Raw genomic sequence first — 15,068 nt, forward strand, 5'->3', positions numbered from 1 at the left:
ATTATCATCGGCCGTTAATTAAAAAGGCTGTAACATGCGAGTTAAGTACAGCTGGGCTTTGGTATTACTACTTTCTGGTTGCCAATTAACTCAGTCAGAGAATCCAGACCAAGCTTCCGAGCAAACCAACACATCTCCTACTAAAGAAGTTTCTCAAGCGAACGTTTCATCAGAAGCAACAGCCAAAGAAGATCAAAAAGTTGAAGCACCTGTCGTTACTCCACAAACACAAGAAGATGTTTGGAAACGCATTGCGATGCAACTTGAAATGGAAGTGCCAGACCAAAAGAAGGTCGACTACTACCGAACTTGGTATCTCAAGCACCCGAGTCATCTAAAAACAGTATCAAAGCGTGCTGAACCTTTCTTGTATCTGATCACGACTAAGATTGAAGAAAAAGGCTTACCACTAGAATTGGCACTACTACCCGTTGTAGAAAGCTCTTTCGATGCGTTTGCCTACTCTCATGGCAGTGCTGCTGGTCTATGGCAATTCATTTCAGGCACTGGCAAAGACTACGGGCTTGAACAGAACTTTTGGTATGACGGCCGCCGCGATGTTGCCGCCTCTACCGACGCCGCATTGGACTTCCTCTCAGATCTTAACCGACGTTTCGATGGCGACTGGAATCATGCGATTGCTGCCTATAACAGTGGTGGTGGTCGAGTAAACAGCGCAATCCGCAAGAACAAGAAGCTTGGCAAGCCAATCGACTTTTTCTCTTTGGACTTACCAAAAGAGACCAGCAGCTATGTACCTAAACTGCTTGCTCTAGCAGATGTCATTGCCAACCAAGAAAAGTATGGCATCGATATTCCGGCGATCCCGAATAAGCCAGTGCTGACTCTGGTTAACCCTGAAGAACAGCTCGATTTAGCCATTGCTGCGAACTACGCAGGCATTCCTGTCAAAGAACTTCAAGGTTACAACCCGGCTTACAACCAATGGGCAACGGCACCAGAGAAACACCAACAACTATTACTTCCTTTAGATTCAGTTGAGAAATTCAACAAAGAAGTCGCTGCCAATAAAGGCAAAGGCATGAAGTTGGTGCGTTACAAGGTTCAATCTGGTGACAGCATTAGCGTACTGGCAAGCAAATATAACACCACCAGCAAAGTGATCCGCTCTGCAAACGGTTTGAGCAACAACAATATTCGTATTGGCCAGCACTTACTTATCCCAACATCCACCAAAGACGACAAGACATACGCCCTAAGCGCCTCAAACCGCCTAGCAAGCACACAGTCGAAGAGTCGTGGTCAATATAAGCTCAGCCATACTGTAAGAAGTGGTGACAGCCTATGGACGATTGCACGCGCAAATAAGGTTTCTCACCAATCACTGGCTAAGTGGAATGGTATGGGGCCACGCGACACGCTTAGAGTTGGTCAAGAACTGGTCATTTGGAAAAATGGCTCAGACGGCGCCATCATTCGTACGATCTTTTATAACGTAAGATCAGGTGACACAGTCAGCGGTATTGCATCAAAGTTCAAAGTAAAAAGTACAGATGTTGTAAAATGGAACACTTTGCAGAACAAAAAATACCTACAGCCAGGACAAAAACTGAAGCTGTATGTTGATGTAACTAAGGTAAGTGTATGAACCCGTCAAGTAACCCACTCGTCATGCTGTTGGATATATTCCGTTCGCCAACAGCTTGTTTCTTAGCGCTTTATCAACGAAGTGCTTGGGGATGGCAACCCTACGTCGTATTAATGCTCAGCCCATTTTTGTTTTGGGGTGCTTATTTTTCGAATGTAGATTTTGCATGGTTAAGTGCAGAGCTCTCGCAGCAACTGGCTCAAACGAACCCTGACCAATTGGCGTTACTTGACCGCAATACCTTACTCGCAAGTGAAATCATCAGCGACGTATTTGGCCGAACATTAACCATCGTTCTATTGGCATTCTGGTTTAACCTAGCAACCAAGCCAAGCCAAGCCAACATCAGCACAGCTTTTGGCGATGGTTTGCAGCGGCATCGGTTGTTATATTCCCAGCTGTTTTAGGTGATGTAGCAAGCTACGCAAGCCTGATACTCAAGCATGGACATGTGATGAACTACGCTGCCGACTTGAACAGCTTAAATGGCTTGATCAAGTTACCGCTAACTAATGATTGGTCACAGTTTGCTAGCTCATTACCACTGCTTCTGCCATGGTACATCGTGCTAGGTTATGCTGCGGTATTAACGTGGACTGAGTTTGAACGCGGGCAAGCGCTTGTGATTTCAGGCTTACCATGGGTTGGCTACTACCTAATCTGGGCGCTCTACATTTTAATCTTTTAAGTAGAAGAGATAAGGCTAGCGAAGACTCTCTAGCCTATTGTTCCGTTAGATTTCCCAAGGTAACCACCGTGCGAATGGTTAAGTTCCAATGACTAATAGCTAATCACTATTTAGCCTTAAAGGTCACTCGCATAGGGTTATGATCAGAAGCGTCCGTAATGGGCGCTTTTGCTTTTTCTACCTCTAGCCCTCGATAGAACACATGGTCGAGCACCAGTCCTGTAATGAACTGAGTTCTGTTATCTGGCTCAAAGGCAACTTCCGTCAAACCAACCTTCTCCAACGCATCTTTCAATACAGCAAAGCGAGCTTCACTCCAGCTATTAAAGTCCCCAGCAAAAATAACCGGCCCACGATACTTTTGCAGATTGTCAGTTAAGCTCTTGAGCTGAGCCTCGTAATCTTCCGTACCAAAGGTAAAGTTCACAGCGTGGATATTAATCACAGCCAGCTCTTCGCCATTGTTTAGTTGGTAACGCGACCAAAGCGCCGATTTAGGCAGTTGAAGCCAAGGTTCTTCATGAGTATAAGCACACGCTTCAATCGGTAAATGGGTTGCTAGGTTGAGTACCCCAGCACTTTGCTCAAAGGCCTCAAACGCATTAACACGTGTGCTTCCCCACTGTCCGCTCATTACCCATTGGCGAAGTCCTTCTGTCATACTAGCTTCTTGCAGCAAGACTAAATCGCTACCTGCCGACAGCTTATTTAACTCACTCTGCCAATTATTTCGGTTTTGCTTGTAGATATTCCACACCGTAATGTCTAAGCCATCAGACACATCAATCGCTTTCGGTGCAGAGTTTTGGTAGCAACTGTAGATGTCGTTACTGGTACTTTGAGAGGAAATGATCAGGTTGGGTTTATTCGGGATCACGAAGATAAAATGAAAACTAACGACAGCAAGCGTTATCAATAACGTGATAACAATGATGGCTTTCTTAAACATACAGCACCCTACCAGAGATGAAAAAGGAGCGATAAACGCTCCTTTTAGGGTAATAGTTTTTTTATACGGCGTCTTCGTCTTCTTCGCCAGTACGAATACGTACCACACGTTCAACTTCAGTAATGAAGATCTTACCGTCACCAATTTTACCTGTTTGAGCCGTCTCAATGATGGTATCAACACATTGGTCAGCCACTTCGTCGGTCACAACGATTTCTAGTTTCACTTTAGGTAAAAAGTCGACCATGTACTCTGCGCCGCGGTATAGCTCAGTATGACCTTTTTGACGTCCAAAGCCTTTAACTTCAGATACTGTCATACCCGTAATACCCACTTCTGCAAGTGCTTCACGTACATCATCAAGTTTGAATGGCTTGATAATGGCTTCAATCTTTTTCATGTTCATCCCTTAAACTGTGCGAATGGCTCATTATCGGTTAGCTATAGTAAACATTCAATGAAAAAAGCCAGAGCTTTAAAGCTCTGGCTCGAAATTTATCATCTTGTTTAATCAGCGCTTTGAGAAGGTTTTACTTAAGGCTTGCGTAGTAAGCGGCTAGATTCGCGATGTCTTCATCACTCAGCATTGAAGCTTGAGCCTGCATTACAGCGGCCAAACCGCCGGTGCGCTGGCCATTCTTATAGGCCTTAATTGATGAAGCGATGTATTGCTCGTTTTGACCTTTAAGGTTTGGATAGCCAGGGATCACTGCGATACCGTCTGCACCATGACATGCCGCACAGATTGCTGCTTTAGCTTGACCCGCAGCAACATCAGCCGCCAGAGCGTTACCACTCAATAGTCCAAATCCAAGAACTAATCCTAGTGTAATTTTCTTCATTGCATATTCCATTAATTATTTTTATTAAAGTGACGGTGAATTGTGACATAAACTTTTTCTACTTGTTCCAAAGCGCTTCACAATCTTGACCTTCGTAGTTTTTATCTACGAATAAGCCTAAAACAGCGATCACTCGATCGCCATCCATTAATATCGGCGTTCTGCGTCTTAACCAACTGGGTACTTGGTACTCTTGAAACAACTTCTTAAGCTTCCTGCTATGACCGCGCCCAACAGGGTGTGCTGACAATCCCTCAGGGTTAAATATCACTCGCAGTGTTCCTCTCGTTGTGTTGAGACTAAAATGTTGCGCATCACAGTGGTTAGATACACCATCACTCGCCGCTGAAGTTAAGTGTAGTTCCCCTAAACCGTCAGGCAAAACTAAGCTCTCTTCCATCGAGATATCACTTTGCCAGTTCGACAAGTCTTTGGTCTCTTTTACGACATGGAGCTGATGATTAAAACGTCTAACCTCAACCTCATTCAACACCAGCTTAGGGTTGGCGTCTGCCTGAGCACATGCCACCTCATCCCATATAAGTTTGAGCTGCTTTTGGCTCGGCATCGGTTGATTACAGCGGCTCAGCCACATTCTTAATAAGCGTGCACGCAGTAAATCAGAGTACTGAGATAATACCTCAATACTTAAGCTGTGCTTCTCAGTCAAAGCTTGTTGTAAGTGAGATTCTAACAACTCATCCAACAGCAACTCCTGCTCTGCACATAGCTGAGCACTACGACTGACCGATTCTCGAAAACTAGGCCAACGCTCGGTCAGTGTCGGAGTGACTTGATGACGAATAAAATTACGGTCAAAGCGAACGTCTTGATTACTCTCATCTTCTACCCAAGTTAAAGCCATATCGCGCGCCGCCCCTTCAATATCCGTTCTCGTCACCGACAGCAGTGGGCGAACGATATGAGCACCTGAAAATGGCATCACTTTCGCCATTGAAGAGAGCCCTTTCGGACCACTGCCACGCTTAAGAGCTAACAAGAAGGTCTCGACTTGGTCATCGATGTGCTGGCCTGTCACTAACACATCACCTTGTCTAATATGCTTTTTAAGGGCTTGGTATCGCGCGTCTCGAGCCAGCTTTTCAACGCTTTCTCCACGGCTAATATCTAGCGAGACTCGTTCAATGAACAAGGATACCGACAAAGCATCACACCATGTTTTGCACTGCTCTGCCCAATAATCAGCATTGTTGCTTAAGCCGTGGTGAACATGTACCGCACAGCAATCGATGTGATGGGACTTAGCGAATTGGGCAGCCAACTCCAACAACACTCGTGAATCGACACCACCACTGAAAGCGACGATCAACCGACAAGGCTTAAGCGCGCTTTGATCAAGTACAGATGTGAAGGTATCAATTAAGTGTGTCATGAGGCTAATAAACCAAGAGATCGTGTTTTAAGGGATAATGTTTTAATAATAAAAAAGGGTTGGCACTGAGTCCAACCCTTTCATCATTTGTTCGTATAGCTAGCCTTATCGCTAAGGCAAGTTATCAGCAGTAGCCGTAGCTCATTAGACGCTGGTAACGACGCTCAAGCAGCGTTTCGTTATCAAACTGCTCTAGCTCTTCTAGCTGTTTAACTAACATGTCTTTCATGTTTTGAGCGGTTTGTGCAGGGTCGCGGTGCGCGCCACCTAGAGGCTCAGGAATGATTTCGTCGATAAGCTCAAGCTCTTTAAGACGAGGAGCAATCAGGCCCATCGCTTCAGCTGCTTGTGGTGCTTTATCTGAATCGCGCCATAAGATTGAAGCACAACCTTCTGGAGAGATTACTGAGTACGTAGAGTACTGAAGCATGTTCACGTAGTCACCAACACCAATCGCTAGTGCGCCACCAGAACCGCCTTCACCCACAACGTTACAGATAACAGGAACTGAAAGGCCAGCCATCACTTTTAGGTTTTTAGCGATAGCTTCAGATTGACCACGCTCTTCAGCACCAACACCTGGGTATGCGCCCGCTGTGTCGATGAAAGTAATAATAGGCATGTTGAAACGCTCAGCAGTTTCCATTAGACGTAGCGCCTTACGGTAACCTTCTGGCTTTGGCATACCAAAGTTACGGATCACTTTCTCTTTAGTCTCACGACCTTTCTGGTGACCAATAACCATAACAGGACGGCCATTTAGACGAGCCATACCACCCACAATAGCTTTGTCGTCAGCGTAAGCGCGATCGCCCGCCATCTCTTCAAATTCTGTGAAGGCATGCTCCAGGTAATCTTTGGTGTAAGGACGTTGAGGGTGACGAGCAAGTTGAGCTACCTGCCATGCACCTAAGTCACTAAAGATTTTCTGTTTAAGCTCTAAGCTTTTTTTCTCTAGTTGTTCGATTTCTTTGTCTAGATCTACCGCTGTGTCACCACCGTGACGCGAAACGTCACGTAGCGCTTCGATTTTTGCTTCAAGTTCAGCGATAGGCTTTTCAAATTCTAGAAAGTTCAGGCTCATCTATGAATCCTTGTTGATTCAGCTCCGCATTCGCGAAGCTAAATTTTAGTTAAATTCGAGTTCTACTTGGCTATTTCCAAGCAGCTGTTTTAATTCGTCTAGTAATGTATCACTTGGCGTCACGCGCCATTCTGTGCCCAATGTTAACCGCGCTCTAGCGTCGGCACGCTGGTAGTATACATTGACTGGGACCGTTCCGGCTCTATAAGGTTCTAAGATTTGACTAAAGCGTTCAAAAAATTGACCGTTAATTTGGGATTGGTCGATAGATATCGACACCCCACGAGCATATTTCTCACGGGCGCTTCCTAAGTCCATGACCTCGCGCGCGGACATTTTAAGCCCGCCATTGAAATCATCAAAGCTGACCTGTCCGGAAACGACCACAATTTTGTCTTTTTCGAGCAATTCTGCGTAGCGATCGAGCGCATCCGAGAACAACATCACTTCCATTCGCCCCGAACGGTCATCAAGTGTCATCAAACCAATTCGCGTGCCGCGCTTCGTCGTCATCACTCTCGCAGCAATCACCAAGCCTGCAATTGTTAGTGATTGGTCACGACGCGTTGGCGTGGCATCTTTCAAACGACAGCTGGTGTATTTCGCTAACTCTTTGATGTAAGCGTTAACCGGGTGACCCGTTAAATACAAACCAAGCGTTTCACGTTCACCTTCAAGCCAAACCTTCTCAGGCCATTTAGGCACTTGGGTATACTTGTGTTCAACCTCTTCCGGAGCGTCGGTCAACACGCCAAACATATCAGATTGACCAAAAGACTCGGCATGATGATGTTGACTCGCCGCCTTCACCGCATCTTTCAAAGATGCCATCATTGCCGCTCGGTGAGGACCTAATCTATCTAAGGCTCCGGATAGAATCAACTTTTCGATAACACGTTTGTTGACCTTCTTCAGATCAAGGCGTGCACAGAAGTCGAATAAGTCTTTAAAGTAACCGCCTTTATTTCGCGCTTCAATGATCGCTTCAATAGGGCCTTCACCGACCCCTTTGATCGCACCGATGCCATAAACAATCGCGCCATCTTCATCCACATTGAAACGGTATAAACCTGAGTTGATATCTGGTGGTAAAAGCTTGAGCTTCATACGGAAACATTCATCAACAAGGCCAATAACCTTCTCGGTGTTATCCATATCCGCTGTCATTACCGCAGCCATAAATTCCGCTGGGTAGTGCGTTTTCAGCCATAGCGTTTGATAAGAAACCAGTGCATATGCTGCGGAGTGAGATTTGTTAAAGCCGTAGCCCGCAAATTTCTCTACCAAGTCAAAGATCTTCATGGCCAGCTCGCCATCAACACCATTGGCTTCAGCACCCTCTTTAAAGGTACCACGCTGCTTTGCCATCTCTTCTGGCTTTTTCTTACCCATCGCACGACGCAACATATCCGCTCCACCAAGCGTATAGCCAGCAAGGATCTGTGCGATTTGCATTACCTGCTCTTGATACAGGATGATGCCGTACGTAGGTTCTAGCGTCTCTTTCAGCGATTCGTGTTGCCACGTTTCATCAGGGTAAGAAACCGCTTCACGGCCGTGTTTACGGTCGATAAAGTTATCTACCATGCCTGATTGCAGAGGACCCGGACGGAACAGGGCTACCAATGCGATAATATCTTCAAAACAGTCGGGCTGTAGACGTTTGATAAGGTCTTTCATACCACGCGATTCCAGCTGGAATACCGCGGTGGTTTCAGAATTTTGTAATAGGTTAAATGACGCTTGGTCATCAAGAGGAATCGACTCGATACGAACCGGCTCTTTGCCTTCTTTCTTCAGGCGAGGGTTTACAAGGCCTAACGCCCAATCGATGATGGTCAGAGTACGTAGACCCAAGAAGTCGAACTTAACCAAACCGGCGGTTTCAACGTCATTCTTATCGAACTGCGTTACTGGGAAGTTACCTTCTGCATCGGCATAGATTGGCGCAAAATCGGTGATCGTGGTGGGTGAGATAACAACACCGCCCGCGTGCTTACCGGCATTTCGCGTACAACCTTCAAGGATGCGACACTTATCGATCAGCTCACGAACTTCTTCATCGCCATCGTAAAGCTCTGGCAATGCAGGTTCAGCAAGGAATGCTTTCTCTAGCGTCATACCCGGATCTGGCGGTACAAGCTTTGAAATTCGATCGACGAAACCAAACGGGTGACCCAGTACACGGCCTACATCGCGGATTACCGCTTTTGCCGCCATGGTACCAAAGGTGATGATCTGAGAAACGGCATCACGACCGTACATTTCAGCCACGTGATCAATAACTTGGTCACGCTTATCCATACAGAAGTCGATATCGAAATCGGGCATGGATACACGTTCTGGGTTCAAGAAACGTTCGAAAAGTAGATCGTATTCAAGTGGATCGAGATCGGTGATATCCAAGGCGTAAGCGACTAGAGAGCCGGCACCAGAACCACGGCCAGGACCTACTGGCACATCGTTGTCTTTTGACCACTGGATGAACTCCATTACGATCAAGAAGTAACCTGGGAAACCCATGTTGTTAACAACTTCGAGCTCAATCTTGAGTCGCTCATCGTATTCCGGTCTGCGCTCAGCACGCACTTTTTCATCTGGGAATAGGAACGCTAGACGTCGCTCAAGGCCTTCTTCAGATTTCTTGATCAAGAAGTCTTCAATCGCCAAACCTTCCGTTGGGAAGTTAGGCAGGAAGTACTCGCCCAGACGAACCGTTACATTACAACGCTTAGCAATCTCAACACTGTTCTCAAGTGCTTCAGGAATGTCTGAGAACAGCTCACACATCTCTTCTTCACTACGTAGATATTGCTGCGCGCTGTAGTTCTTAGGGCGACGAGGATCGACCATAGTGAAACCATCATGGATCGCCACGCGGATTTCGTGAGCATCAAACAGGTCTTCAGTTAGAAAAACCACTTCGTTGGTTGCGACAACAGGCAGGTCTTCCTGTTCAGCAAGCTCTAACGCAAAGTGTAAGTATGACTCTTCATCTGGTCGTCCGGTACGAATCAGTTCCAAGTAAAAACGATCGGCGAAGTACGTTTTGTAAAACTCGACGCTGCTTGCAACCAAGTCACGGTTACCTTTCAGCAACGCCTTACCAATCTCACCTTCTTTGGCGCCCGATAGAATGATCAGGCCTTCTGCATTCTCAATTAGCCACTCTTTATCAATAACAGGCTGATGTTGAACATGACCACGAAGGTAAGCTTTTGAGATGAGTAACGTTAGGTTGTTATAACCTTTATTGTCCGTTGCGATAACGGTGAGCTTGGTCAACTCGTCACCGAATTCCGGAGACTGCATCAAGAAGTCAGCACCAATAATAGGTTTAACCCCACACCCATGGGCAGTACCGTAAAACTTCACTAAACCACACAGGTTGGTAAAGTCGGTCAATGCTAGAGCAGGCATACCCATTTCAGCGACTTTTTTAACTAATGGTGGCACCTTGGATAGGCCATCCACCATCGAAAAGTCACTGTGTACGCGTAGGTGAACAAATTTTGGATCTGACATTATTTTTCCTGAGTTCTAGGTTTGAGCCTAGGATTACAACTGTGTGTATTCTATTTTTTTCTAATACAAGTTAGCAACTTTATTCGATGCTAAGCTCTAGTTAACGTAAAGCTCTAATCTATACCAAGAATACGTTTTACTGGCTTAAAGCTCTTGCGGTAATGCTCGGTTACACCATGTTTTTCAATCGCTTCGAAATGCGCTTTGGTCGGGTAACCTTTATGCTTAGCAAAACCAAACTCTGGATGAAGTTTATCAAGATCTTCCATCTCTTGGTCACGAACGACTTTTGCGATAATAGACGCCGCACTGATTTCAGCCACTCGCAAGTCCCCCTTCACAATCGCAAGACCATCCATCGGCAGTTCTGGGACTCGGTTTCCATCTATCAACGCCATATCAGGTTGAACGCTCAACCCCGCGATAGCTCGCTGCATAGCAACCATCGTCGCTTGCAGAATATTCAACTCATCAATTTCTTGTGGAGAACAACGACCGACAGACCACGCCAAAGCTTTCTCTTTGATTTCAGGAAGTAACGCAAGACGCTTTTTCTCAGACAATTTCTTTGAGTCGTTCAAGCCTTCGATTGGGTTGTTTGGATCAAGGATAACCGCAGCGGTCACCACGTCGCCAACCAAAGGGCCACGCCCTACTTCATCCACGCCAGCAAACAGCTGGTAACCTTGCGGGTATTCAAATGGAGGAAGCTCTTTTTTTTCTTTTACTGCCATAACTAATCTCTTAATGTTCTGTAAATAAGCGCTTTATGCTTCAACAAAAGGTCGGTCAATCAATTTCAATACTGCGTTAGCGGCTTGTTTGTCTGCGTCTTTGCGGATCCAGTGATGCATCTCGGTAAAGCGTTTGATCAAGGCACTGTTATCGGCTGATAGCATTTTATCGACAGACGGGAACAAAAAGTCTGGGTGGCACTCTTCAAGAATATGCTCTTTCACGATCTCTTCACCAGCCAAAATATTCGGCAGTGACACAAACTCAGTGATCGCCAACTTCTTAACAATGTAACCCGTCAGCTTATTTACTTTGTAACCAACCACCATAGGGCGTTTAAGCAACATACATTCAAGAGCCACGGTACCTGAAGCCAAGAGCACAGAATCAGCGGCGGTAATCACGTTGGTTGCCGTATCTTCGACTAACGTGAATTCAAGCTCAGGTGCGGTCGATTGCCAGATTTCAGTAAACTGCTTTTTACGCTGTTCGTTAACGAGCGCAACAACAAAATTGATATCCGGATACTTCTGCTTGATACGTTGGCAAGTTTCGATAAATGGTTGAGCAATCAAACCCATCTCACCACCACGACTACCCGGCAATACAGCTAACCATTGCTTGTCTTGATCTAAGCCTAACAGCTCACGTGCATCTTGTTTGCTTGGTTCTAAAGGAATAGCATCAGCTAACGTGTGACCAACAAATTCACAGGCAACGTTGTATTTATCATAAAACGCTTTCTCAAATGGCAGGAAGGCCAAAACCAAGTCGGTTGCTTTGTCGATTTTAAAGATACGTTTAGGACGCCAAGCCCACACGGAAGGGCTCACGTAATGAACCGTTTTAATGCCGGCGTTCTTAAGATCGAGTTCAAGTCTTAGGTTGAAGTCAGGCGCATCGATACCCACAAACACATCTGGCGGGTTTTGAGTGAAATACTTTACCAGCTCTGCTTTCACTTTTAATAAGCGAGGTAAACGGCCAAGTACTTCAACTAAGCCCATGACAGCCAGCTCTTCCATCTCGAAAAGAGACTCACAACCAAGCGCCTTCATTTTTGGTCCGCCAATACCCACGAATTCAGCGTTCGGGTACTGCGATTTGATTGCTTTGATAAAACCTTCGCCAAGCGTGTCACCAGAGAGTTCTCCGACAACGATACCTACGCGCAGTGGTTCATTCGAAACAAAGTCCGTGCTGTTGGTTGCTGTTTCTTGCTGTGCCATAGTTTTCCAATTCCCTTCTTGCCTAAAACAAAAAAGATCGCCTAATGATTAGCGATCTTTTTGTTATACCAATCTGATTAAGTAATTATTGTCATACTTACGCGGATTGGTACATAACCACATCGAGTATTAACGAATAATACCGCGCTCAGAGTTCTCTAGCATTTCAAGCATAGGAACTACCGAAGTAAACTCTTTTGCCATTTCCACTAAAGCCGCTTTCGCTTCTTCAAGTGTTTTACCTGAACGGTATAGCTCTTTGTACGCTTTCTGTAGTGCACGAATTTCAGGTTTCTCAAATCCGTTACGCTTCAAGCCTACTAGGTTAAGGCCGAATGGAGCCGCGTGGTTACCCTGTGCAAGCACGTACGGCAGTACATCTTGAACAACTGCAGAACAGCCACCGATGTATGCGTAAGCACCAATTGAGCAGAATGGGTGAATCGCAGAAAGTGCCATAACACCAGCGTAGTCGCCAACCGTTACATGACCGCCAAGAATAGCGTTGTTACCAATGTGAGTGTGGTTACCAACAATAACATCGTGCGCTACGTGAGCATTAACACAAAGTAAGTTGTCATCACCAATCACTGTGGTTGCTTTGTCTTGAACCGTACCACGATGGATTTGAACCGCTTCACGAATTACGTTGCGATCACCGATCACAACTGTTGTGTCTTCGCCGCCGTATTTCTTATCTTGGTTTTCTTCACCGATAACAGCGTGTGGGAAGATACGGTTTTCTTTACCAATGGTTGTGTGACCTTTGATCACAACGTGCGACATCACTTCAGTGTCGTCACCAATTGTCACGTTACCAGCAATGTAAGTGAAAGGCCCAACCGTCACGTTAGCACCGATAGTTACATCACCTTCGATTACTGCTGCCGGGTGAATTTTCGCTGTTTCATGAATCATATTAAAACTCTCTACGAGCACATTTAAGTTCAGCTGAACATACAACTACGCCGTCAACCTTAGCAACACCATTAAACGATGCGATGCCACGACGTTCTTTTAAGAATTCAACTTCGATAACCAGTTGGTCACCAGGTACTACTGGCTTACGGAATTTTGCTTTATCAACACTTGCAAAGTAGTAAAGCTCGTTGCCAGAAGGCGCACCAAAAGATTTAAATGCTAGAAGGCCTGTTGCTTGTGCCATTGCTTCTAAGATCAACACGCCTGGGAATACAGGAAGTTGTGGGAAGTGGCCTGTGAACTGAGGTTCGTTAACAGAAACATTCTTAATTGCGGTCAGTGTTTTTTCTTTTTCAAAGCTAGTCACACGATCAACCATTAAGAATGGGTAGCGATGAGGTAGTAGTTCCTGAATTTCAGTAATGTTCATCGTTGTCTGTTCAGTAGTCAAAGTCGTATTCCTATGTATATTCTTTATTTAATTAGAAGGATTATAAACGAAAAAGACTCGCTGTACGCGAGCCTTTTATTAGAAATGCTGGAATTATGATTCCGCGCTCTTCTCAATAAGTTTTTCAACGGTTTTCAAACGCTTGTTCATTTCATCAATACGATGAACTCGCGTCGCTGTTTTACGCCAGTCTTTATTTGGCTGTAAAGGAATACCCGAAGAGTACATGCCTTTCTCAGTGATGCTGCGCATTACCATCCCCATACCGGTGATTGTAACGCCGTCAACGATTTCAATGTGACCATTAATCACACAACCACCACCAATAATACAGTACTTACCTATCGTCGTACTGCCTGCAATGATAGTACCACCAGCAAGAGCTGAACCATATCCGATGTGAACATTGTGAGCAATCTGGAGTTGGTTATCTAGGATAACGTTGTCTTCGATGATTGTGTCATCTAATGCGCCGCGGTCGATGGTAGTACACGCGCCAATTTCTACGCGGTTACCAATGCGAACAGAACCCACTTGCGGGATCTTAACCCACTCACCTTTCTCGTTCGCATAGCCAAAGCCATCAGAGCCAATAACAGTACTTGATTGGATCAGACATCCTTCACCAATCACAACTTCATGGTAAACACTTACGTTAGCCCACAGCTTAGTGCCTGCGCCAATTTTTGCATTTTTACCAATAAAGCAACCAGCACCGATGATCACATCATCACTAAGTACTACACCAGACTCAATCACAGCGTTCGCGCCAATAGACACATTTTGTCCAATGGTTGCTTCGCTAGAGATTGAAGCAGAATCAGCAATAGCCGCTGCGGGAGCAGGAGTAGTATCAAGCGCTTGAGCAACTTTAGCAAAAGCAACATAAGGGTCATTAACCACAATCACGTTAGTCTTGCACAGTTGACGCTCACTCTCTTTAACCATAATAGCGGACGCTTTACAGTCACCTAGGTGCTTGCTGTACTTCACGTTAGAAAGGAACGTAATGTTACCTTCTTGCGCTTTATCCATAGGAGCGACTGCTGAGACGGTAATCGTACCGTCTCCGTGTAGCTCTCCCCCAGTAATCGTTGCCAATTCGGCTAAAGTCAGGTTCTTCATAAAACTTATTTCAGTGATTTAATTACTTGCTCAGAGATGTTGTATTCAGGCTTACCGTATTGTAGAGCTTGAATATCAACGATCATGTCGTAGCCTTCTTTCTCTGCAACTTTAGTTACAGCATCTTGAATCACTTTGAACAGCTTCTGCTTCTCTTGTGCTTCACGACGTTGGCTTGCTTTTTCTAATGCTTGAGCTTTGATTTTGTACTTGCTGTCTAGTTGGCCAACTTCGATACGAAGCTTCTCAACTTCTTCAGGACCTAGTAGCTCGCCATCACGCTTAAGCTTTTCAATCTTGGTTTTCGCTTCAGCTTGAATGCTCTGTAGCTCAGCCGCTTTATCTTTGAACTCTTCCTGCATTTTTTGAAGAACAACTTCACGCTGAGGTAGAGCCTGGAATACTTGTGCAGTGTTTACATAACCCACTTTTTGCGCAGCTTCAGCAGCTGTTGCAAAGAAAGAAGAGCTAAGAACTACAAGGCCTAAACCTGCTGCTTTAATCATATTTTTCAAAA

At 45.4% G+C, this 15,068-nt stretch carries 13 protein-coding genes and 1 pseudogene; 2 read left to right on the plus strand and 12 right to left on the minus strand.

The window, feature by feature from the left end:
• The first annotated feature begins 34 nt into the window (after window positions 1–34).
• Together ACED46_RS02380 and ACED46_RS02385 are read left to right on the plus strand one after the other, a co-directional pair.
• Window positions 35–1,609: a LysM peptidoglycan-binding domain-containing protein gene (locus tag ACED46_RS02380; protein WP_017063374.1), complete on the plus strand. Its 1,575-nt coding sequence runs from the start codon at window positions 35–37 to the stop codon at window positions 1,607–1,609.
• Window positions 1,606–2,297, plus strand: a pseudogene (locus ACED46_RS02385) (YIP1 family protein). The gene ACED46_RS02380 and the pseudogene ACED46_RS02385 overlap by 4 nt, the downstream one beginning before the upstream one ends.
• A gap of 106 nt (window positions 2,298–2,403) precedes the next feature.
• Here ACED46_RS02385 and ACED46_RS02390 read toward each other — a convergent pair.
• The 12 genes from ACED46_RS02390 to ACED46_RS02445 form a co-directional block, all read right to left on the minus strand.
• Entirely contained in the window at window positions 2,404–3,246 is an 843-nt protein-coding gene (locus tag ACED46_RS02390) for an endonuclease/exonuclease/phosphatase family protein (RefSeq protein ID WP_371720841.1), read from the minus strand.
• A gap of 61 nt (window positions 3,247–3,307) precedes the next feature.
• On the minus strand, window positions 3,308–3,646 hold the full coding sequence (gene glnB / locus ACED46_RS02395; protein WP_017063373.1) for a nitrogen regulatory protein P-II: 339 nt from the start codon (window positions 3,644–3,646) through the stop codon (window positions 3,308–3,310).
• A 130-nt stretch (window positions 3,647–3,776) separates the two neighbouring features.
• Window positions 3,777–4,100 (minus strand): cytochrome c, encoded by a 324-nt coding sequence (locus ACED46_RS02400; RefSeq protein ID WP_170791809.1) that lies wholly within the window; start codon window positions 4,098–4,100, stop codon window positions 3,777–3,779.
• Between the two features lie 46 nt (window positions 4,101–4,146).
• Entirely contained in the window at window positions 4,147–5,481 is a 1,335-nt protein-coding gene (gene tilS, locus ACED46_RS02405) for a tRNA lysidine(34) synthetase TilS (RefSeq protein ID WP_371720842.1), read from the minus strand.
• 124 nt (window positions 5,482–5,605) lie between these two features.
• Window positions 5,606–6,565, minus strand: a complete 960-nt coding sequence (gene accA, locus ACED46_RS02410) for an acetyl-CoA carboxylase carboxyl transferase subunit alpha (RefSeq protein WP_017060731.1) — start codon at window positions 6,563–6,565, stop codon at window positions 5,606–5,608.
• A gap of 45 nt (window positions 6,566–6,610) precedes the next feature.
• Window positions 6,611–10,090: a DNA polymerase III subunit alpha gene (gene dnaE / locus ACED46_RS02415; RefSeq protein ID WP_048616172.1), complete on the minus strand. Its 3,480-nt coding sequence runs from the start codon at window positions 10,088–10,090 to the stop codon at window positions 6,611–6,613.
• Between the two features lie 113 nt (window positions 10,091–10,203).
• The gene (rnhB, locus tag ACED46_RS02420; RefSeq protein ID WP_017063371.1) at window positions 10,204–10,824 is read right to left on the minus strand and encodes a ribonuclease HII; all 621 of its coding nucleotides are present in this window, start codon (window positions 10,822–10,824) and stop codon (window positions 10,204–10,206) included.
• 33 nt (window positions 10,825–10,857) lie between these two features.
• On the minus strand, window positions 10,858–12,054 hold the full coding sequence (gene lpxB, locus ACED46_RS02425) for a lipid-A-disaccharide synthase (protein WP_017072280.1): 1,197 nt from the start codon (window positions 12,052–12,054) through the stop codon (window positions 10,858–10,860).
• 129 nt (window positions 12,055–12,183) lie between these two features.
• Window positions 12,184–12,972 carry an acyl-ACP--UDP-N-acetylglucosamine O-acyltransferase gene (lpxA, locus tag ACED46_RS02430; protein WP_017069381.1) on the minus strand — a complete coding sequence of 263 codons (789 nt, stop codon included), beginning with the start codon at window positions 12,970–12,972 and terminating at the stop codon, window positions 12,184–12,186.
• A gap of 1 nt (window position 12,973) precedes the next feature.
• Window positions 12,974–13,426, minus strand: a complete 453-nt coding sequence (gene fabZ, locus ACED46_RS02435; protein WP_009847408.1) for a 3-hydroxyacyl-ACP dehydratase FabZ — start codon at window positions 13,424–13,426, stop codon at window positions 12,974–12,976.
• A gap of 93 nt (window positions 13,427–13,519) precedes the next feature.
• The gene (gene lpxD, locus ACED46_RS02440; RefSeq protein WP_371720843.1) at window positions 13,520–14,551 is read right to left on the minus strand and encodes a UDP-3-O-(3-hydroxymyristoyl)glucosamine N-acyltransferase; all 1,032 of its coding nucleotides are present in this window, start codon (window positions 14,549–14,551) and stop codon (window positions 13,520–13,522) included.
• A gap of 5 nt (window positions 14,552–14,556) precedes the next feature.
• Complete coding sequence (locus ACED46_RS02445) at window positions 14,557–15,057, minus strand: OmpH family outer membrane protein (protein WP_017063367.1); 501 nt, start codon at window positions 15,055–15,057, stop codon at window positions 14,557–14,559.
• Window positions 15,058–15,068: the final 11 nt, after the last annotated feature.

The organism is Vibrio sp. 1S139, assembly GCF_041439475.1.
GTDB lineage: Bacteria > Pseudomonadota > Gammaproteobacteria > Enterobacterales > Vibrionaceae > Vibrio > Vibrio crassostreae_C.